The 19,276-nt window shown below is 72.6% G+C and carries 18 protein-coding genes; 11 read left to right on the top strand and 7 right to left on the bottom strand.

Translation table 11 applies throughout. The features are described from left to right. The first annotated feature begins 272 nt into the window (after nt 1-272). From rsmD to mutM, 8 genes are all read left to right on the top strand, one after another. On the top strand, nt 273-854 hold the full coding sequence (gene rsmD / locus ACN28C_RS30220; RefSeq protein WP_422770888.1) for a 16S rRNA (guanine(966)-N(2))-methyltransferase RsmD: 582 nt from the start codon (nt 273-275) through the stop codon (nt 852-854). Next, entirely contained in the window at nt 851-1,336 is a 486-nt protein-coding gene (gene coaD / locus ACN28C_RS30215) for a pantetheine-phosphate adenylyltransferase (protein ID WP_421491406.1), read from the top strand. Before rsmD ends, coaD begins: the two co-directional genes overlap by 4 nt. A gap of 311 nt (nt 1,337-1,647) precedes the next feature. Next, on the top strand, nt 1,648-2,145 hold the full coding sequence (locus ACN28C_RS30210; RefSeq protein WP_101370278.1) for a hypothetical protein: 498 nt from the start codon (nt 1,648-1,650) through the stop codon (nt 2,143-2,145). A 131-nt stretch (nt 2,146-2,276) separates the two neighbouring features. Beyond that, nucleotides 2,277-2,840, top strand: coding sequence for a YceD family protein (locus ACN28C_RS30205; RefSeq protein ID WP_422770887.1), 564 nt, complete (start codon nt 2,277-2,279; stop codon nt 2,838-2,840). Between the two features lie 8 nt (nt 2,841-2,848). After that, a complete protein-coding gene (gene rpmF, locus ACN28C_RS30200) occupies nt 2,849-3,022 on the top strand; it encodes a 50S ribosomal protein L32 (protein WP_089254967.1) in 174 nt (57 codons plus the stop codon). Nucleotides 3,023-3,139: 117 nt separating this feature from the next. Continuing rightward, nucleotides 3,140-4,117, top strand: a complete 978-nt coding sequence (locus ACN28C_RS30195) for a phosphate acyltransferase PlsX (protein ID WP_422774867.1) — start codon at nt 3,140-3,142, stop codon at nt 4,115-4,117. Nucleotides 4,118-4,337: 220 nt separating this feature from the next. Beyond that, on the top strand, nt 4,338-5,228 hold the full coding sequence (rnc, locus tag ACN28C_RS30190) for a ribonuclease III (RefSeq protein ID WP_422770886.1): 891 nt from the start codon (nt 4,338-4,340) through the stop codon (nt 5,226-5,228). A gap of 13 nt (nt 5,229-5,241) precedes the next feature. Then, nucleotides 5,242-6,102, top strand: coding sequence for a bifunctional DNA-formamidopyrimidine glycosylase/DNA-(apurinic or apyrimidinic site) lyase (gene mutM, locus ACN28C_RS30185; RefSeq protein WP_422770885.1), 861 nt, complete (start codon nt 5,242-5,244; stop codon nt 6,100-6,102). A gap of 4 nt (nt 6,103-6,106) precedes the next feature. On the opposite strand, the gene ACN28C_RS30180 is transcribed toward mutM, so the two are convergent. After that, nucleotides 6,107-6,931 (bottom strand): endo alpha-1,4 polygalactosaminidase, encoded by an 825-nt coding sequence (locus tag ACN28C_RS30180; protein WP_422770884.1) that lies wholly within the window; start codon nt 6,929-6,931, stop codon nt 6,107-6,109. A gap of 96 nt (nt 6,932-7,027) precedes the next feature. Then, nucleotides 7,028-8,143 carry a CAP domain-containing protein gene (locus ACN28C_RS30175; RefSeq protein ID WP_422770883.1) on the bottom strand — a complete coding sequence of 372 codons (1,116 nt, stop codon included), beginning with the start codon at nt 8,141-8,143 and terminating at the stop codon, nt 7,028-7,030. Nucleotides 8,144-8,644: 501 nt separating this feature from the next. Here ACN28C_RS30175 and ACN28C_RS30170 point away from each other — a divergent pair. The 3 genes from ACN28C_RS30170 (at nt 8,645) to ACN28C_RS30160 (ending at nt 13,561) form a co-directional block, all read left to right on the top strand. Further along, a complete protein-coding gene (locus ACN28C_RS30170) occupies nt 8,645-8,839 on the top strand; it encodes a hypothetical protein (protein WP_203858414.1) in 195 nt (64 codons plus the stop codon). Nucleotides 8,840-9,290: 451 nt separating this feature from the next. After that, entirely contained in the window at nt 9,291-12,869 is a 3,579-nt protein-coding gene (smc, locus tag ACN28C_RS30165) for a chromosome segregation protein SMC (RefSeq protein WP_422770882.1), read from the top strand. Further along, a complete protein-coding gene (locus ACN28C_RS30160) occupies nt 12,869-13,561 on the top strand; it encodes an HAD family hydrolase (RefSeq protein WP_422770881.1) in 693 nt (230 codons plus the stop codon). The genes smc and ACN28C_RS30160 overlap by 1 nt, the downstream gene beginning before the upstream one ends. Nucleotides 13,562-13,623: 62 nt before the next feature. Here ACN28C_RS30160 and ACN28C_RS30155 read toward each other — a convergent pair whose 3' ends face one another. The 5 genes from ACN28C_RS30155 to ACN28C_RS30135 form a co-directional block, all read right to left on the bottom strand. Further along, a complete protein-coding gene (locus ACN28C_RS30155; protein WP_422770880.1) occupies nt 13,624-15,441 on the bottom strand; it encodes a PA domain-containing protein in 1,818 nt (605 codons plus the stop codon). Between the two features lie 279 nt (nt 15,442-15,720). Next, nucleotides 15,721-16,485, bottom strand: coding sequence for a hypothetical protein (locus tag ACN28C_RS30150; protein ID WP_422770879.1), 765 nt, complete (start codon nt 16,483-16,485; stop codon nt 15,721-15,723). Between the two features lie 470 nt (nt 16,486-16,955). Then, the gene (locus tag ACN28C_RS30145) at nt 16,956-17,339 is read right to left on the bottom strand and encodes a hypothetical protein (RefSeq protein ID WP_422770878.1); all 384 of its coding nucleotides are present in this window, start codon (nt 17,337-17,339) and stop codon (nt 16,956-16,958) included. Nucleotides 17,340-17,347: 8 nt separating this feature from the next. After that, nucleotides 17,348-18,907: a hypothetical protein gene (locus tag ACN28C_RS30140; RefSeq protein ID WP_422770877.1), complete on the bottom strand. Its 1,560-nt coding sequence runs from the start codon at nt 18,905-18,907 to the stop codon at nt 17,348-17,350. Further along, complete coding sequence (locus ACN28C_RS30135) at nt 18,904-19,212, bottom strand: WXG100 family type VII secretion target (RefSeq protein WP_422770876.1); 309 nt, start codon at nt 19,210-19,212, stop codon at nt 18,904-18,906. Before ACN28C_RS30135 ends, ACN28C_RS30140 begins: the two co-directional genes overlap by 4 nt. Nucleotides 19,213-19,276: the final 64 nt, after the last annotated feature.

Here is a 19,276-nt window from a genome sequence, read left to right as displayed (position 1 = left end):
GATTGGCGTGGTACAGGAACACCCTTCAGAGTCTTCTAACGATGATGTTGTCAATTCGAGATGATTGATACACAGGGGGTAGCAAAGCTATCTCCCACGGTGTGTGTGTCGTGTCTGTTCGTCCGTTGTCAGGTGACGAAAGGCCCTTGACCCGGACGGAAGAGTCCTGCCCGGTGTCCCAAAAGACGATCACCGCTGCCAGAAGGGGTGTGACCTGCCGCAGCGGTGGTCCGGCGGTCGCGTAGCGTCGGGGTCATGCGGAGGGCGGTGCGATGACCCGGATCGTGGCCGGAGTGCTCGGCGGCCGCCGGATCGCCGCGCCGCCCGGCGGGCGGACCCGGCCGACCAGCGACCGGGTCCGCGAGGCGCTGTTCAGCGCGGTCGAGGCGAGCACCGAGCTGACCGGGGCCCGCTTCGCCGACCTCTACGCCGGCTCCGGCGCCGTCGGCCTGGAGGCGCTCTCCCGGGGTGCTGCCGAGGTGTTGTTGGTCGAGTCCGATCCCCGGGCCGCCCGGGTCGTCCGGGAGAACCTCGCCGCGTTGCGCTCCACCCCGGCCAGCCCGGTCGCCGGCACGGCTCGGCTGGTCACCGCGAAGGTCGCACAGGTGCTCGCCACCCCGCCCGAGGGCGGGGCCTACGACGTCGTCTTCGCCGACCCGCCGTACGCCGTACCGGATTCGGAGCTGGCGCTGGTGCAGGCGGCGCTGCGCGACCACGGCTGGCTGGCCCCGGACGCCCTGCTGGTGCTGGAACGGTCCAGCCGCAGCGGGCCGGTCGACTGGGTGCAGGGAATCACTGCGGAGCGCAGCCGCCGGTACGGCGAGACCACTCTTTGGTACGGTCGCCGATCGTGAGACGTGCGGTCTGTCCCGGCTCCTTCGATCCGGTCACCAACGGTCACCTCGACATCATCGGTCGGGCGAGCCGGCTCTTCGACGAGGTGATCGTCGGTGTGTTGATCAACGAGTCCAAGCGCGGGCTGTTCACCGTCGACGAGCGGATCGACATGCTCCGCGACGTGAGTGGCTCCTACGGCAACGTCCGGGTGGAGTCGTTCCAGGGCCTGCTGGTCGACTTCTGCCGGACCCAGCGGGCCGGGGTGGTCGTCCGCGGTCTCCGGGCGGTCAGCGACTTCGACTACGAGTTGCAGATGGCCCAGATGAACATCGGGCTGGCCGGCGTCGAGACCCTCTTCATGCCCACCAGCCCGCTCTACTCCTTCCTCTCGTCCAGCCTGGTGAAGGACGTGGCGAAGTGGGGTGGGGACGTCTCGCCGCACGTACCGGACGTGGTCCGCGAGCGGCTGCGGGAGCGTCTGGTGCGTCCCGGCTCCTGACCGGCCGCGTCCGGGGGAGGGGACGACCGGGAGGGCGGCCCGGAGCCGACCGGGGCGAGTAACCGGGAGCCGACCGGGACCGGGTGGTCGGCGGGGAGCCGGGGCGCCGGCCGGCCGGACCGCGCCGGCGCACCACCGCACGAATACCGGCTGACCGGCGCCGGAGACCAGCTCGTCGGCGCCGGCGACGCGCCGTTTCCGGGTCGATCACCGACCGGGTACGGACGGCACCGCATCATTGGTTGAGCAGTAATCCGGTCCGACACCTCATCATGTATGTCGACCGACGTAACGACGGGAGTGAGGTACCGGTGGACCCGCTCGATCGCATAGACGAGATCATCGCCATGGTGGAGACGGCGCGCTCCGTCCCGATGTCCCGCAACAACGCCATGGTCGACCGCGCCGAGATGATCGGTGCCCTTGAGGAGCTGCGCGTCGAGCTGCCGGTCGAGCTGCGCCGGGCGGCGGCGCTGCTGGAGGAGCGCGACAAGATCATGGACGCCGGCAAGCGCGAGGCGGACCGGATCATCAGCGAGGGCGAGGCGGAGCACGCCCGGCTGGTCTCGGTCAACGAGATCACGGTCTCGGCCGAGCACGAGGGTGCCCGGATCATCGCGGAGGCCCGGGCCGAGGCCCAGCGGCTGCGCGAGGAGGTCGACGACTACGTCGACACGGCGCTGGCCAACTTCGAGCAGTTCCTGACCCGGGCACTCGCCTCCATCGAGCGCGGGCGGGACAAGATGCACGCGCTGCGGGAGATCGGCACCTTCGTGGGCGAGGAGAACGAGCGCCCCCTGCCGTTCTGAGACGGATGTCGTTTTCGTCGATCCGGCCAGGGCCGGGACCGGCCGGTTCCGGCGGGCTCGCCCCGGTTCGACGCTAAGGCCGCTGCTCAGGTAACCTGTTACGTCGGCCTCGCACAGGCCGGAGTCTGACTATGCCCAAACATCTGCCGACCCATCTCAACCCCAGGTCGCCGCTGGTCCTCGACACGAGGGAGCTGCCGCGCCGACCTGGCGTGTTGCGTACGGTCAATCGGACGGTGGCGGCACCGGCGGACCTCGGCGTGGAGCTGATCGGCGTGCCGGAGGGCGCGGACCTGAGCCTCGATCTGAGGCTGGAGTCGGTGTCCGAGGGCGTACTCGTCTCGGGGACCGTCACCGGTCCGATCGAGGGTGAGTGCGGCCGTTGCCTGCGCCCGATCACGGACTCGCTGGTCGTCCCGATCCAGGAGCTGTACGCCTACGCGCACAGCACCACGGACGAGACGACCGACGAGGACGAGGTGGGCCGGATGCAGGGCGACCTGATCGACCTGGAACCGGCACTGCGGGACGCGGTGGTGCTCGCACTGCCGACCAACCCGGTGTGCCGGGAGGACTGCCCAGGACTGTGCCCCGAGTGTGGGGTGCATTGGGACGAGCTGCCGGCTGGGCACAGCCACGAGCAGATCGACCCGCGCTGGGCGGGCCTGTCGCAACTGACCCGTCAAGAGGAGTAGGAAGAACCGTGGCCGTCCCCAAGCGCAAGATGTCGCGCAGCAACACCCGGTCCCGCCGGGCGCAGTGGAAGACCACGGCGGTCGCGACCGTGGCCTGCCCGCAGTGCAAGTCGCCGAAGCTGCCGCACGCGGCCTGCAGCGTCTGCGGCACCTACAACGGCCGCCAGGTCATCGAGGTCTGATCCCCTGGAACTCGAGTGACGCCACCGACCTCCGGTCGGGCGGCGCACCCGCCCTGGCGACTGCCCGGTGCACCGGCTCCCGCCGACGCCGACCGACCCCGGTCGGCCGGCGTTCCCGTGGAGCCGGGCACCGTGCGGATCGCCGTCGACCTCCTCGGCGGGGACGAAGCTCCCGACGTCGTGGTTGACGGCGCTCTGCGGGCGTTCGGCGCTGATCCCGATCTGTGTTTCCTGCTCGTCGGCCCCGCCGAGGTGGCCGACGAGCTGATAGCTGCGCTTCCATCCGCGGAGCGGGACCGGGTCGCCGCCCGGCCGGTCCGCGACGCGGTCACGGTGAGCGGTCACTCCGCTGCGATCGTCCGCTCGGAGAACACCATCCAGGCCGCCGTGGCGGCCGTCCGGGAGGGTACGGCCGACGCGGTCGTCTCCGCCGGTGCCACCGGCGCGACCGTGACTGCCGCCGTGCTCGGCTTCGGCCGCTGGCCCGGCGTACGCCGGCCGGCGCTCGTCGCCACCCTGCCCGCCCTCGGCGGCCCGGTGGTGCTGCTCGACGTCGGCGGCTCCCTGGAGGCCCGACCGGCCACCCTGGCCCGGCACGCCGTGCTCGGCGCAGCCTTTGCCGCGGTCACGCACGAGGTGCGCAGGCCCCGGGTCGGGCTGCTCTCCATCGGCACCGAATCGGGCAAGGGTGACCGGACCCGGCGCGCCGCCGATCCGGCCCTGGCCGGGCAGGCGCTGCCGGCCGACGCCCGCTACGTGGGCCTGGTCGAGGGGTACGACGTGGCGTTCGGTAGCCGGGCGGACGTGGTCGTCACCGACGGGTTCACCGGCAACATCCTGCTCAAGGGGATCGAGGGCGCGTACGCGATGGCCGGTGGCCCACCGGCCGGCGGTGGGGCGCCCCGGGCGGCCGTGCTGCTCGGGGTGGCCGGCGCCGTGGTGGTCTGCCACGGCGCGGCCCGGGACGACGACGTCGCCTCGGGGATCGCGCTCGCCGCCCACCTGCACCGCCGCCGGACGATTCCGGCGATGTCGGCGCTGCTCGCCGACTCCACCGTGACCGGTCGTGCGCCCGATCGTGAGGTGCCGGCGTGAGTGGCGGAACGAACCAGCTCAGGACCTGGTTCCGGGACGCCCGTCGGCTCCCGTGCCGGGTCCGTGACGTCTGCCGACGGCGCGGGGGAGACGCCCTGGACGTGCGTGGCGCGCGTGTCGGCCATCGGCACCGCACGCACGTCAGCCAGCGGGGCAGCGAGTGCATCAGCCAGCTCAGTCGCCGGGGTCGTGGCGGCGACGGGCGAAGCGAGGAGACGGCATGACCAAGGAGAAGCGGCGGCGGCCGCCGATCACGCATCTGGAGGCGGCGTTCGGGGTCGCCCTGGACCCGGAGCTGCTGGAGCGGGCCCTGACGCACCGGTCGTTCGCGTACGAGAACGGCGGCCTGCCCACCAACGAGCGGCTGGAGTTCCTCGGCGACTCGGTACTCGGCGTCGTGATCACCACGGCGCTCTTCCACAACCACCCGGATCTCCCCGAGGGACAGTTGGCGAAGTTGCGGGCCAGCGTGGTCAACATGCGTGCCCTGGCCGACGTCGCGCGGCGGCTCGGGCCGGCCGGGCTCGGCCCGTACCTGCTGTTGGGCAAGGGCGAGGAGAGCACCGGTGGCCGGGACAAGGCGAGCATCCTCGCCGACACCCTGGAGGCGCTGCTCGGGGCGATCTATCTCCAGTACGGACTGGACACCGTCGCCATCGTCATCCACCGGCTCTTCGACCCGCTGATGGCGGAGTCGGCCGGCCGGGGCGCGGCGCTGGACTGGAAGACCAGCCTCCAGGAGTTGACCGCCGCGCTCGCGCTCGGCGTGCCGGAGTACCGGATCGACGAGGCGGGGCCCGACCACGCCAAGACCTTCACCGCGTGGGTGGTGGTGGCCGGCCGCAAGTACGGGGGAGCCGACGGCCGCAGCAAGAAGGAGGCGGAGCAGCGGGCCGCCGAGGCGGCCTGGCGGACCCTCTCCGAACAGCAGAACGCGTCAGTTGTCGCCGCCGCGTCATCCGAGACCTCCGGAGCCACCGGAGCGCCGACAACGCCCGCCGCCGCGCCAGCCGAGCCGGGCTCCGGCGGGCCGGCCGTCGCGCCCTCCGGCGCGCCGGTCGATCCGAACGGCCGCATCCCGGGTACGGCAGCGGGCGCCGTGCCGGACTGAACGAAGGTGGTACATGCCTGAGCTGCCCGAGGTGGAGACGGTCCGGGAAGGGCTGTCCCGCTGGGTGACGGGTCGGCGGATCGCAGCCGTCGAGGTGCGGCACCCGCGTGCCGTGCGCCGGCATCTCCCCGGTGCCGGGCACTTCGCCGAGGTGCTCGCCGGGCGGACGATCCTGGGCGCCCGCCGTCGCGGAAAATATCTCTGGTTGCCGTTGGACAGCGGCGACGCGGTCGTCGGACACCTGGGGATGTCCGGGCAGCTGCTGGTCCGGCCGACCGAGGCGGCCGACGAGATCCACCTGCGGATCCGGTTCACCTTCGACGACGGCGGGACCGACCTGCGCTTCGTCGACCAGCGCACCTTCGGCGGGCTGGCCGTCTCCGAGAGCGGCGCGACGCTGCCGTCCGAGATCGCGCACATCGCCCGGGACCCGATGGATCCCGAGTTCTCCGACGCCGCCTTCGTGGCCGCCGTACGTCGCCGGCGTACCGAGATCAAGCGGGCGCTGCTCGACCAGACCCTGATCTCGGGCGTCGGCAACATCTACGCCGACGAGGCGCTGTGGCGGGCCGGCCTGCACGGGGTACGACCGACGGAGGCGCTCACCGCTCCGGCGGTCACCCGGCTGCTCGGCCACGTCCGGGACGTCCTCGGCGAGGCGATCACGCAGGGCGGCACCAGCTTCGACGCCCTCTACGTCAACGTCAACGGCGAGAGCGGCTACTTCGACCGCGAACTCAACGTCTACGGCCGGGAGGGCCTGCCGTGCCGGCGGTGCGGTACGCCGATCCGGCGGGAGGCGTTCATGAACCGCTCGTCGTTCAGCTGCCCCCGGTGCCAGCCCCGGCCGCGCGGGGTACGACCGGCCCGCTGACCCGTCACGGCGGCAGGCAGGTGTCCCGGCGTACCCCGAGGTCGCGGTCCTTGCGGATCGAGCTGAGGCCGTAGCCGACCGCGGTGGTGCAGAAGTCCGCCGTGGACCCCTGGTATTCGACGTGGAAGACCGGCTTGCCGGCCTGGGTGAACGGCGCGAGCCGGGCGCACTCCGTACGCCGGACGCACTCCTCGTTGACCGCGAAGTCGAAGTACGGCTCCAGGGCCAGCACCTGGTCGATGTCGTTGCCGAGGCCCGGCGCCAGGCTCGCCTGCCGGGCCAGGTCGGCGACCCGGCGGTTGAAGGTGAGCTGGTCGTCGAAGGTCAGTGGAAAGCCGGACCGCTGCGCGTAGCCGTCCATCCCGACCGGCAGGACGGCGACGAACCCCTTGCCCCGGCAGAGCCGGAACCGGTCGGCGAGCACCGGTTCCAGCGCCGACCACTGCCGGATGTCCAGCCACCGGCCGCGGGGTGCGCCCGCCGGCTGTCCCGGCACCCGGGCCGGCGCACCGAGCACGGCGGCCGGAATGCGCGTCGCGTCCGGGCGGGACTCCTGGTGGACGCCGGCGTCGACGTGGCAGACCAGGCGGCGCCCGTCGGCCCGCAACCGCCGCGCTGCCTCCAGCGACGTCCGGAACCCGTCGAGTACGTAGACCTGGGCGTCGACGGTGCTGTCGAGCGGGCCGGTGAGCTGCCACTGCCAGCTTGGCGTCTGCCCGCCGGGCCACGGCGGCACCGGGGTGGACCGGTCCGGCAGGAGTCGGCACCCCGGGGTCGCCAGCAGCAGGGCGGTGACGAGCAGGCCGGCGCTCCGGCGTATTCCGGGCACCTCATCCCGCAGCGCTCAGCACGACCGCGCACCCCCCTCGTACGGGCCCAACGATCGGGCCCGGGCCCGGGGCACGGGTCGGCCGGCGGGTCGGCCTCAGGCGGCCGAGCCGAACATCTGGGTCCAGTAGAGCCGCCCGTCGGGCCCGGTGGCGACCCCGACGCCCATCGCCCTGGCATCGCAGTTGAGAATGTTGGCCCGGTGCCCGGAGCTGTTCATCCAGCCCTCCATCACGGCGGCGGCGTCGCGGTAGCCCATGGCGACGTTCTCGCCGATCGGCCGGTCGTAGCCGGCCCGCCGGGCACGTTCGACGAAGTCGCTGCCGTCACTGCCGGTGTGCGACATGTTGGTGTTCTCTGCCTGGTCCTGGCTGTGCAGCCGGGCCGCCTCGGCGAGATCGCTGTTGATCACCACCGCGGCGCAGCCGTTGGCGGCGCGTTCGCGGTTGACGATCGTCAACACCTGCGTCTCCTGGCTGCTGCTGCCCGCCCCGCTGGCTCCCGACCCGGGCCCGGAACCCGAGCCGCCGGGGGTACGCCGGGCGGGTGGAGCGGACGTCCGGGCCGGCCTGGGCGCGGTCGTGGTGACCCTGGGCTTCGGGGAGGTACGGGTGGCGGTCGGGGTCGTGGTCGGGCCGGGAGTCTTCTCGTCGACGTCCGCAGGTTCCGGTGTCGTCAGGTCGATCGGCTCCTCCGGGCCGGCCGCCTCGACCGCCGGCTCGTTGCCCCTGGCGTCGGCCGGCGCATCGGTGAGGCTGGCCGGTAGCAGCGCGGCTCCGGCGCCGATGACGCCGAGCAGCGCGGTGACCGCCACGCCCAGTCCGATCGGGCCGCGCAGCGAGGTCGGCCTGCGGTGCCGGCCGGCGCCTGCCCGGTCGGGCCGCTCGTCGTCCCCGCCGCCCTGGACGCTGCTCCAGCCGGGGTACGCGCGGGACGGGGCGGCGTACGCGCCGGACCGGTCGGCGTGCCCGACGACCGTCCGGTCGCCCCTCCGGTCTTGCTCGCCGCCCCGGCCGTGTTCGCCCCGGCCGTGTTCGCCCCGGCCGTGTTCGCCCCGGCCGTGTTCGCGGCGCCGGATGCCCCGATCGTCGTGCCGGAACGGGGGCGGATCATCCGGACAGCCGGCGCGATCGGCCGGGTCGGCACGACCGGCGGGCGGGCTGGGCCAGTCGGCGCCATCCTCCCAGTCGGCCTGTTCGCTCCACCCCTGCACGCGACGCCTCCACTGATTCCGGAACCCGGGCCACTGCTCCCGGGGCCTCGGGCCACCGCTCCCGGGAGCCTCTGCTTCCGAGACGTTCCCGGGGCCACTGCTCCCGAGATCTTCGGCCATGGCCTGATCACTGTCCGTGCGGACGCTACGCGGGCCCTCCGGCCAGGGGCAACGTGGCTAAGGAAGAAATAAGGGGGGACCCATCGGCGGGATTACGCCGTTGGCCAGGGCTCTTGCTGATCCAGACATGGACCGGGGATAGACTGTGGTCGTCCGGACAGCGTCCTGTTCGTGCCGCTGCGGCAGCTCTCGGTCAGCGAGTGGTTGACGGCACAGGTGGCTCACGCCCGGTGAAACTTGACTACGCCGGGACAGCGGCACACTATGTAAGTGTCGCCAGTCGCGCCCGACCGTGCCCGCGTTTCCGCGCGGGCGGGCAGTCGCGTACGAGTTGGGCGCGCGTTGGCCGGCCTTTCCGGCAGCGCATTACAAGGAGACGATATGGCGAAGGCCCTCTACGGCCACGTCGGTGCGGCGCCAGACCGGCGCCTTCTCGACGAGGTCACCCGACTGCGTGCCAGGGTTCAGGCACTGGAGTTCGAGACAACGCGGTTGCGTGCCGAGAACGATCGGCTCGCGGCGGCGGCGGCCGAGGCAGACGACCTGCTGCGGCTGGCCGAGCCCGCGCTGACCTGAGCTTCGGGCGCCGGGTGACCGGCGCCCCGCCTGGACAACTGAATCGCACCAGAAAACGCGCGCCGACACATCCGTGACGGCGCGCAGTTCTGTTCCCGGCGCTGCCGCACTCTCCTTCCCCGGGATCACGTCTCCTTCCCGGGGCCATGTCCCGGGGCCACATCCGAGCCGACAGCCGTTCTGCCACCCGAACGGCCGTTGAACGCTGTGCGGACGGTTTTCGGCGATCCGATACGCTGGGCGAGGCGTGCCACGTCGGGCATGACGCCCAGCCCCGGGTTACTCTGCGGGTTGACCAGCCCCCACCGCCGGGGGCAAGCAGTCTCCGCCGGGCCGGGCCGGGCCGCGGCCGAGCGGCTGACGATCCGGTCGTGGCGGTGCCGGACCGGGAGCGGGACGGACCGGGAAGGCTGAGTCTGCCCGGCGGTCGCGCCGGACGAGGATCGGGAACGTGTATCTCAAGAGCCTGACCGTGAAGGGCTTCAAGTCCTTCGCCTCCAGCACGACCTTCAAGCTGGAGCCGGGGATCACCTGCGTGGTGGGTCCCAACGGCTCGGGCAAGTCGAACGTGGTCGACGCGATCGCCTGGGTGCTCGGCGAGCACAGCGCCAAGGCGCTGCGCGGCGGCAAGATGGAGGACGTGATCTTCGCCGGCACCGCCGGCCGGGCGCCGCTGGGCAGGGCCGAGGTCACCCTGACGATCGACAACACCGACGGTGCGCTGCCGATCGACTACACCGAGGTGTCGATCACCCGCCGGATGTTCCGGTCCGGGGAGAGCGAATACGAGATCAACGGGGACTCCTGCCGACTCCTCGACATCCAGGAACTCCTCTCCGACTCCGGCATCGGCCGGGAGATGCACGTCATCGTCGGGCAGGGCCAGCTCGACGCCGTGTTGCACGCCAAGCCGGAGGACCGGCGGGCCTTCATCGAGGAGGCGGCCGGGGTACTCAAGCATCGCAAGCGCAAGGAGAAGGCGCTGCGCAAGCTCGACGCGATGCAGGTCAACCTGAACCGGCTGACCGACCTCACCGCCGAGCTGCGCCGCCAGCTCAAGCCGCTGGGCCGGCAGGCCGAGGTGGCCCGGCGGGCCCAGGGCATCCAGGCCGACCTGCGGGACGCCCGGCTGCGGCTGCTCGCCGACGACCTGGCCACGCTCCGCTCGACCCTGGACAAGGAGATCGCCGACGAGGCGGCCCTGCGGCAGCGCCGCGAGCAGGTCGAGGCGGAGCACGCCGAGGTGCAGTCCCGGCTCGGCGAGCTGGAGGCGGCGCTGGCCTCCGACGCCCCGCTGCTCGCCCGTGCCCAGGAGACCTGGTACGCACTCTCCGCGCTCACCGAGCGGTTCCGCTCCACCGAGCAGCTGGCCCGGGAGCGGCTCCGGCACCTCAGCACGACCCCCGACGACGAGCGCCCCGGCCGCGACCCCGACCGGCTCGACGCCGAGGCCGAGGAGGTCCGCGCGCACGAGGAGGAGCTGCGTGCCGCCCTCACCGAGGACCAGGTGCGGCTGGCCGAGGCGGTGGAGAGCCGCCAGCAGCTCGAACGGCAGCTCGCCGAGGCCGAACGGGCGCTTGTCGCCGCCGCCAAGGCGATAGCCGACCGGCGGGAGGGGCTGGCGAAGCTGACCGGGCAGGTCAACTCGGCGCGGGCCCGTACCGGATCGGCGGCCGAGGAGATCGCACGGCTCGCCGCCGCGCACGCCGACGCGCAGCTGCGGGCCGAGGAGACCCAGGCCGAGCTGGACGCCGTCGCCGAGCAGTCCTCGGAGGCGGACCGGGACAACGCCGAGCTGGACGCCCGGCACGCCGAGGCGGTCGCCGCGCAGGAGGAGGCGGCGGCCCGGGTGCGTACCCTCTCCGACGCCGAACGGGCGGCGGAGAAGGACGCGGCGACCTGGAAGGCCCGGGAAGAGGCGCTGGCGATGGGGCTGCGCCGCAAGGACGGCGCCGGTGCGCTGCTGGCCCGCGCCGACCAGGTGCCGGGGCTGCTGGGCGGGCTGGCCGGGATGCTGACCGTGGCCCCCGGGCACGAGGCCGCGCTCGCCGCCGCGCTCGGCTCGCTCGCCGACGCGGTCGCGGTCGCCGGGGTGGACGAGGCGGCCGAGGCGATGCGCTGGCTGCGGATCCAGGACGCCGGCCGGGCCGAGCTGCTGGTCGGCGGCCAGGCCGGACCGGGCATGATCGGCTCACCGGACGCGCTCCGCCCGGCCCTGCCGGCCGGGGCACGCTGGGCACCGGACCTGGTCGGCTGCCCCGACGACGTCCGCCCGGCGGTGCACCGGGCGCTCCGCGACGTGGTGCTCGTCGACACGCTGGAGACCGCGACCCGGGTGGTGGCCGGCAACCCCGAACTCCGGGCGGTCACCGCCGACGGTGACGTGCTCGGCGGCTATGCGGCGGCCGGCGGCGCGGCGAAGGCGCCGAGCTTCATCGAGGTGCAGGCCGCCGTCGAGGAGGCCCGCACCAACCGGGCCGCCGCCGAGCAGACCATCGCCGAGCTGCGCGACCAGCTCGGCGAGGCGCGCGAGGAGGCGGCCGAGCGCAAGCAGGCGGTCGTCGCCGCGGCGGCGGTGAAACGGGACGCGGAGGGGCAGCGCAACGCCGCCGCCCGCCGGCTCGCCGAGCTGGGCGCCGCCGCCCGGTCCGCGAAGGCGGAGATGGACCGGCTCGCCGAGTCGCGCGGCCGGGCCGAGCAGGCGCGGGAGCGGGATCTCGCCGGCCTGGCCGAGCTGGAGGAGCGGCTCCGGCTCGCCGAGGCGACCCCGGTCGACGCCGAGCCGTCGACCGAGGAACGGGACGAGCTGGCCGCGTACCTGCCGCAGGCCCGGCAGAACGAGATGGAGGTGCGGCTCGCGGTGCGTACCGCCGAGGAGCGGGTCGCCTCGATCGCCGGCCGCGCCGACTCGCTGGCCCGGCAGGCCGCCGCCGAGCGGGCCGCCCGGGAGCGGGCCGCCGCCCGCAGGGCGGCGCGGGCCCGGGGCGCGGCCATCGCCCGCGCCGTCGAGTTCGGCGCCCGCGAGGCGCTGACCCGGCTCGCGGTCTCGCTGGCGGCGGCCGAGCAGACCCGGGACGCCGTGGCGCAGGCCCGCTCCGCACGCGAGGCCGAACTCCAGGAGGTACGCGGCGCGGCCAAGCGGCTCGGCGCCGACCTGGAGCGGCTGACCAGCGCGGTGCATCGGGACGAGGTCGCCCGGGCCGAGCAGCGGCTGCGGATCGAGCAGCTGGAGGCGAAGGCGGCCGAGGACTTCGGGCTCGACGTGGAGGCCCTGATCGCCGAGTACGGCCCCCGGCAGCCCGTCCCGCCAAGCCAGGCGGAGATCACCGCCGCCGAGCGGGACGAGCGGCCGGCGCCCGAGCCGGTGCCGTTCGACCGGCCGGTGCAGGAGAAGCGCGCCGCCAAGGCGGAACGCGAGCTGGCGCTGCTCGGCAAGGTCAACCCGCTGGCCCTGGAGGAGTTCGCCGCCCTGGAGGAGCGCTACAAGTTCCTCTCCGAACAGCTCGAAGACCTCAAGGCGACCCGCCGGGATCTGCTCACCGTGGTCAAGGATGTCGACGACCGGATCCTGGAGGTCTTCGCCAGCGCCTACCACGACACCGCGCGGGAGTTCGAAGAGGTATTTACGGTGCTCTTCCCCGGCGGTGAAGGGCGGCTCGTGCTCACCGACCCGGAGGACCTGCTCACCACCGGTGTCGAGGTCGAGGCCCGGCCGCCGGGCAAGAAGATCAAACGGCTCTCGCTGCTCTCCGGCGGCGAGCGGTCGCTGACCGCCGTCGCGATGTTGGTGGCGATCTTCCGGGCCCGGCCCAGCCCGTTCTACATCATGGACGAGGTCGAGGCGGCGCTCGACGACGTCAACCTCGGCCGGCTGATCACTCTGATGGCCCAGTTGCGGGAGAAGAGCCAGTTGATCGTCGTCACCCACCAGAAGCGGACGATGGAGGTGGCCGACGCGTTGTACGGCGTGACCATGCGCAGCGGCGTGACCCAGGTGATCAGCCAGCGACTCGCCAACGAGGAGGAGTGATGCCGCGCGAGCGGGCCACGGCCCTGCTGGTGGACCTCGACGGGGTGCTGCGCCGCTGGGACCCGGCGGCCACCGCCGCCGTCGAACGCCGGCACGGCCTGCCGGCCGGCGCCCTCTACGAGACCGCGATGCGCTGGTCGCTGCTGCAACCGGCGGTCACCGGACGGCTCAGCCACGCCGACTGGCTCGCCGGAGTCACCGACGCGCTGGCCGAGACCGCCGCTGGAGCGGACCGGGCCGAGGCGGTGGACCGGGCCGAGGCGGCGGTGCGGGCCGAGGCGGTGGACCGGGCCGAGGCGGCGGTGCGGGCCGAGGCGGCGGTGCGGGAGTGGCAGGCCGACCGGGGCACCGTGGACCCGGAGGTGCTGGCCTTCGTCCGGGAGGTCCGGGCGGCCGGGATCCGGGTCGGGCTGGCCAGCAACGCCACCGACCTGCTCGACGCCGACCTGGTCCAGCTCGGCCTGACCGGCGAGGTGGACGTGGTGGTCAACTCCTCGGCGCTGGGAGTGGCGAAGCCGAGCCGGGAATACTTCGAGCAAGCCTGCCTGGCCCTCGGCACCCCGCCGCCCCAGGTGCTCTTCGTCGACGACGAGGACCGGTCGGTGCGCGGGGCCCGGGTCGCCGGGCTCTCGGCGTACCGGTGGAACGGGCCGGCGGACCTGCGGTATCTGCGGGCCGCGCTGGCGTTCTGATCGTCGGGCCGTGCTGTCGCGGCGCCGCCACCGAATCGGTGGCGGCGCCGCGGGCAGGAGGGTCAGCGCCTGCCGTTGTAACTGAGGATGTACAAACCGAAGTCGCGGTCGCTGGCCAGCACATACTCGCGACCGTGTCGCTGGATGACCTGGACGCCCCAGAAGTTGTTGCCGCCCTCGTCGATGAAACTGCCCACCTCTTTGATCTTGCCGCCCTTGACACTGATGACCCGGAAGCCCGCGTTGTAGTACGACAGGTATGCCAGGTGCGAGGTCTGCGCCGAGGCGGCCACCTCGTGGATGGTCTGGTCGCCGAACCCGGAAGCATAGGCGGGGTCCATGCCCTCCCGCACGGCGTAGGTGTCCAGCTCCCGCAGCTTGCCGGTCCCGTTTCGGTACAGATGCAGGTAGCCCCACCCGTCAAAGGTGGCGGCCAACGTAACGGTGTCACCGGTCGTGCCGATCGGCACCGGCAGTTGGGTGGAACCCGTCTGGCAGGCGGCCTCGTCGTAGCCTGCTTCAGCGTCCACCATGGACAGGCCACCTAGCCGGTTGACGAAGAAGAACGGCTTGGTCGCCTCAACGGACGGAGTGACCAGCGCACCGCAGCCGTTCCCCGGCCCGGTCCGGTTGAACACGACGGTGCCCGCGTACCCGCGAGACTCCACGTTGGCTGCCATCTCGGTGAAGGCGCAGCCGCCCCGCTCGACGAGCGCGACGTACGGCCCGCCGGTGGCCGGTGCCGGCTCCGGTGGCGCCGCGTTGCAGCCGAGGCCGACGAAGATCACCGTACCGGCGAGGCTGCCGCCGGTGGGCAGTTGCGCGCTGCCGGCCTGGACCGCCCGGAAGTCGCCGCCGTCGTCGCTCACGACCCGGATCCTGGTCGGCCCGAAATCCTCGTCCGTGGTCAGGATGTACTTCCTGTTGTCCATGAACTCGGCGTAGTGCCCGTTGCCCTCCGGACCGAGCGCCACCCCGTTGGTCTCGAGCAGCTGCGGGTCGGGGAAGGTGAAATCGGTGTCGGCGACGTACTTCGGGCGGGCCGGGTCGGTCACGTCGAGCACCAGGTAGCCGGCGTCCCAGACGGACAGCAGCATCAGCTGCCGGTTTCCGTGCTTGCGGACCACCACATCGTGGAAGAAGACCGTGTCCAGGTCGACGCCGGTCTGCAGGATCTGGGGGAACACCGTGGTCAGATCGATGTCGATGACCTGCACCGGGTGCCGTGGATCGGTGATGTCGAAGATCGGCAGCATTGGCGTGCTGCTGTCCGGGAGCACGATGTAGGCCTTGCTGTTGCGCCCCGAGCCGGTCTGCCACATGAACGTGCTGTGGGCCGTGCGCGCCCGGGTCGTTACTCCCGGCTCGGCCGCGCCGAAGCCGTTGGCGAGCACCACGGGGTGCAGGGGATCACTGACGTCGACCAGGGTCGCGCCACCCACGGCGGGCGGTGCCGTCGCCTCGGCGCACAACTCGTTGCTGTACGACAGGACGTCGCCGGAGAACGCTGGCGTGCGGAAGCGGATCGGCTGGACCCCTTCGCCGACGAACGAGCCCGGCGACGCCGCGATGAAGCCGACCTGCCGCGGACGGCGCAGGTCAGCGATGTCCATGACGTAGACGCCGCCCTCGCACGGACTGCTGTTGTAGGCGCCGAGATATGCGTAGTTGCCGAGCACGCCGACATCGGAGACGATGCCCTCCCGGGCATTGTTGACCTTTGCCTTGCCGACGAGGGTGACGTCTCTGCGGCCGGCGTCGAGGTGGCCACGCTGGCCACCGTGCTGGTGGCCGTCGACGACAACACCGCCGTCATCGAAGATCGTCGCATTGTCGGCGCCGGCCGGTCCGACGGTCAGGCCGGCCGTGACAAGGACCACGGAGAGTAGGATCGCGCCTCGGCGCGGTTGCCGCATCATAAGATCACATCCGATCGGGCAGGTCAGCCGACACAGAACTTGGCGGACCCGTCACCGGCTCCGTCAACAGTGCCGCTGACCTCCCGACCGTGCCGACCCCGTCGGGGGCGAGTGCGGCCCGGGGCGGTCGCGGCTGTCATCTCGCAAGCTGTTACACCTGGATCTCGTCCTTGGTGGACATTGTCATGCCAGGCGGTGCGGCAGAGCAATGGCGGGGACTCACCATCTTCAGCGTCATCGCTACCGCACCACGACGGTGAACTCCGCGGTACGCACCTGCCCGTCGACCTGAAAGTCAAAAAACACCCGAAACCGGCCGGGGCTCGGCGCCACGAGCCAGAACTTGACCGCACCGCCGGTCGTCGGCGTCGGCGCCAGCAGTTCCTCCGGATGCGCGTGCACGTACCCGAGGTCGCCCTCGCGCATCACGACCAGGTGGCCGTACGAGCCGAGGTAACGCTGGAGGTGGGCTACTGGCACGCCGTTACCGAACACCCGAAACAACAGCGGCCGGGCCATGCCCACCTGCGGCGTACCCTCCAGAGTCACGGCAAACCCATCGACGGTGGACTCGCGAGCCACGGCGGGCAGTGCGCGCGGCCGGTAGTCTCCGGGCACTGCCAGGTCGATGGAGAGCGTCCTGGCGATCTGGGCGCCGGTCGGGTCGACGGCCACGAAGTCCGCGAACACCCGCCACACGCCGGGGTGGGGGAGGGTCAGGTCAACACTCCAGGTGCCGTCCGGTGCCATCGTCGGATGCAGGTGCTGGTAGCCGGAGAGGTCCCGGCGGGCGACGATCAGGTGCATCGGCTTGTCGTGTGCGATCGCGAAGGTCGTCGCGGGCTTCCGGTCGGGGCCGTCAATCCGAAACCGCCAGGTGGTCGGTGTGCCCGCCGAGAGGGACATCGACTCCGCTGCGAAGGTGTAGCCACCATCACTGACGGCGAGTCCGCCGACCTCGGTGCGGATGCTTGGCGCACCTACCGCGGCATGGTCATGCGCCATGCCACTGGCGCCGCCGTTCCCGGGACCGGCGGGCTGGCCTACCGTGGGCGAATCCGGGTCTCCGACAGACCCGCCGAGCGCGAAGCCGGCGATGAGCGCAAGCACCAGTCCACCGACGAAGACGATCACACGATTCGACCCCCAGAATCGGTCCTCCGGAGCCGCACGACTCGTCCCTACCGTCGGCGGCTCGGCCACCGGCACCGACCAGCGCGCGGCTCGCCTCGTCAACGCCATCGGACCCTCCTCGACCTCTGCTGCCGGTGCGTCGCCACGCAGGGCCCGTCCCCGGCCCAGTGCCGCAATCGACGCGAGGACCGGCAACCAGTCCAGGACGTCATCTCCCCTGCGGCGACGGTGTCGTCCAGGACGCCTGTCGGCGCAATGGTGCCAGGTTGCCGTCAGACCTGCGCGTACCGCTCGTGGCCCTGTCGATCGGCCGGAACTGGCATTCGCCGGGCCAGGGTGAGTCAGCCGGAGACGCCGGGACCGGCCTGACGGCGGGCCGCGACGACCACGGCGACATTCTCCAGCCAGCGGGCCATCGTCTCGTCGTACGCCGGGTCGCGTTCCTCGACGGCGTTCGCCGCGGCCAACCAGCTCGCGGCGAGCGCGGCCTGCTCCGGCGTCGGCAGCGGTTCCGGCAGGGTGACCGCGTATCCCGTGCCGCCCCGGCGGACGATCTCGGCCAGGAAGGTCAGCGACCGGGGATGGGTGCCGAGCCGGTCTGCCGCGAGCGCCGCCGCCACCGTCACCTCGCCGGGCGGCGGGCCGCCACTCCGCAGCCCGGCCGTCAGCGCCGACGGTACGTCGATGGCCCGCAGCTCGTCCTCGCCGATCCTCGGATAGCTCATCGTCGTCCTTACCCGGGCAGCCGGACGCTTGTGAGTTCGTTCGGCACGCCGCCGCCGATCGAGTCGAGGTTGCCGTCGACGAAGTCGTCCTCGTGCACCCAGACCGTGTAGCCCCACGGGTTGTATACCTGCAACCGGTCACCATCGTGGCCGATGACCAGCATCTGGTGTCCGCCGCTGTCGTCGTGGCTGGAGAACGGCACCGCATGCCCCTCGTCGACCGCTCGTTCGATCTCCGGCAGCACCGCGCGGCGCTCGTCGGCGTTGTCGACGGCCCGGTTCTCGTAGTCGACGCCGGTCCGGGCGCCGATCTCCTCGTCGGCGATCGTCTCGGACTGGTCGTTGCTCATCCCGTCGCTGCCGAGCACCGGCAGATCCTGATACCAGGAGCGACCGCCGTCGTAGACGCGTACCTGCTCGTCGCGGAGGCGTTCGGCGAACGCGGCACCGTTGTCGTAGGCCGGGTCGCCCGGGTGGCCGCCGGTGGTGAGCTGGAGGGCGTAGAGGGGGTCGACGTCGGCCCGGGCGGTGACCGTGGAGGACGCCACGCAGGTCGGGTACTGCCCCTGCGTCCACTCCGTGCCGTCGAAGACCGTGTCCCGCTGCAGCCCGGTCGGCATGGGGCCGCCGGCGGCAAGCGGGCTGAGGTGGTCGCGCAGCCAGGCCGGGTCGTTCCCGTACGGGCCGATCAGCCCGTCGAACTCGGCGATCCTGTCGAGGTCGTAGCCGGCGGCGAGGGCGCGCATCAGGTAGGCCCGGTGCTCCGGGCTGCCCGCCCCGGCCAGCAGCGCCGCCAACCGGGCCCGGTCGGCCTCGCTCAGCGCGGCGAGCCGGTCGGCCGCCCGGTCGGCCATCGAGGCCGACAGGATCGCCGAGTCCATGCCGGTGCCGGTGCTGCCCGCGTCGGTCAGCAGTAACTCGTCCAGGGCGGGGAGCGGCGAGTCCGCCAGCCGCTGCAACCGGGCCTGCGAGGCGAGGTCGTGAAAGGTGCTGCTGGTCTCCTGGGACGACTCCTGCGCGGCGGCGTGCGCGGTGACCCGTTCGGCCATTGCGCCCTTGGCGAGCTGGTGGGCCCGGTACATCGTGTCGCCGTCGTAGTGGAGCGGGTCGGTGAAGGGCCCGGCCGTGACCTCCTCGGTCAGGTCGTACGCCTCGCGTAGCGGGGTGAGGGCGGCGGCGTCCCGCCGCTTCGCGGCCTCCAGGGTGCCGGCCAGCGAGCGGAGTCCGTGCGCGACCTTGCCCATGACGCCGACACCGCGCTCCAGGGCCCGCTCGGCGGCGGCGAGCGCGTCCGTCGCCGCGACCCGGGTCTCGCCCGCCCAGACCGCCGGCAGCCGCCGCTGCCGGATCTCGCTCACCGCCATCAGCGCGGCGTCGAGGCTCTTCTCGGCCCGGTCGTAGTCGCTGGCGAGCGACTCCAGTGTCGACGGTTCGCCGCCCGGCCCTGAAACGCCCAGGGCGTCGCGGGTGGAGTAGTGCAGCGCGCCGGCGTTCCAGAAGCCGTTCTGGTCGTCGATGTCGCGCTTGAGTTTCCTGAGCCGGGGCAGCGGGGTGTCGTCGTCGCTCATCGGGGGCCTCCGTGACCGAACCGGGCGCTGGCGTTCTCGTCGGACCGGTCGTAGTTGTCGGCCGCCGTGTCGAGCGCGCCGGCGAGCTGGCGCAGTGCCTCGGCGAGGCCGCTCAGCTCGCTGCGCCAGGCATGCGAGACGGCCTTGTAGCCGTCGTGGCTGCCGTAGCGGTCGAAGGCGAAGCCGACAAGCGTGCGGTCCTCGGTCGACCGGGTCGCCCTGCTCGCCTCGCCGACCGCGTCGGCGGCCTCGTCCCGGAGTTGTTTCGCCGCCGCCCGCAACGCGGCGGTGTCCACCCGCACCATCGCCCGTCCCCTCGTCGCCCCGCACCATATCGCCCGGACGCCGGCCGCGCGGCCCCGTGCCGGG

Origin of the sequence: Plantactinospora sp. WMMC1484 (genome assembly GCF_049315195.1) — a bacterium.
Lineage (GTDB): Bacteria > Actinomycetota > Actinomycetes > Mycobacteriales > Micromonosporaceae > Plantactinospora.
The sequence above is the reverse complement of the archived record's forward strand: the minus strand, read 5'-3'. Positions and strand labels throughout refer to the sequence as shown.

What these genes read in the sequence shown, in the direction of transcription:
- ACN28C_RS30160 (WP_422770881.1), top strand. Translation starts at nt 12,869, where the DNA reads ATGCCGCGCGAGCGGGCCACGGCCCTGCTGGTGGACCTCGACGGGGTG.
- ACN28C_RS30205 (WP_422770887.1), top strand. Translation starts at nt 2,277, where the DNA reads ATGCCCAAACATCTGCCGACCCATCTCAACCCCAGGTCGCCGCTGGTC.
- ACN28C_RS30150 (WP_422770879.1), bottom strand. Translation starts at nt 16,485, where the DNA reads ATGGCGCATGACCATGCCGCGGTAGGTGCGCCAAGCATCCGCACCGAG.
- rnc (WP_422770886.1), top strand. Translation starts at nt 4,338, where the DNA reads ATGACCAAGGAGAAGCGGCGGCGGCCGCCGATCACGCATCTGGAGGCG.
- rsmD (WP_422770888.1), top strand. Translation starts at nt 273, where the DNA reads ATGACCCGGATCGTGGCCGGAGTGCTCGGCGGCCGCCGGATCGCCGCG.
- ACN28C_RS30145 (WP_422770878.1), bottom strand. Translation starts at nt 17,339, where the DNA reads ATGAGCTATCCGAGGATCGGCGAGGACGAGCTGCGGGCCATCGACGTA.
- mutM (WP_422770885.1), top strand. Translation starts at nt 5,242, where the DNA reads ATGCCTGAGCTGCCCGAGGTGGAGACGGTCCGGGAAGGGCTGTCCCGC.
- ACN28C_RS30170 (WP_203858414.1), top strand. Translation starts at nt 8,645, where the DNA reads ATGGCGAAGGCCCTCTACGGCCACGTCGGTGCGGCGCCAGACCGGCGC.
- ACN28C_RS30135 (WP_422770876.1), bottom strand. Translation starts at nt 19,212, where the DNA reads ATGGTGCGGGTGGACACCGCCGCGTTGCGGGCGGCGGCGAAACAACTC.
- ACN28C_RS30140 (WP_422770877.1), bottom strand. Translation starts at nt 18,907, where the DNA reads ATGAGCGACGACGACACCCCGCTGCCCCGGCTCAGGAAACTCAAGCGC.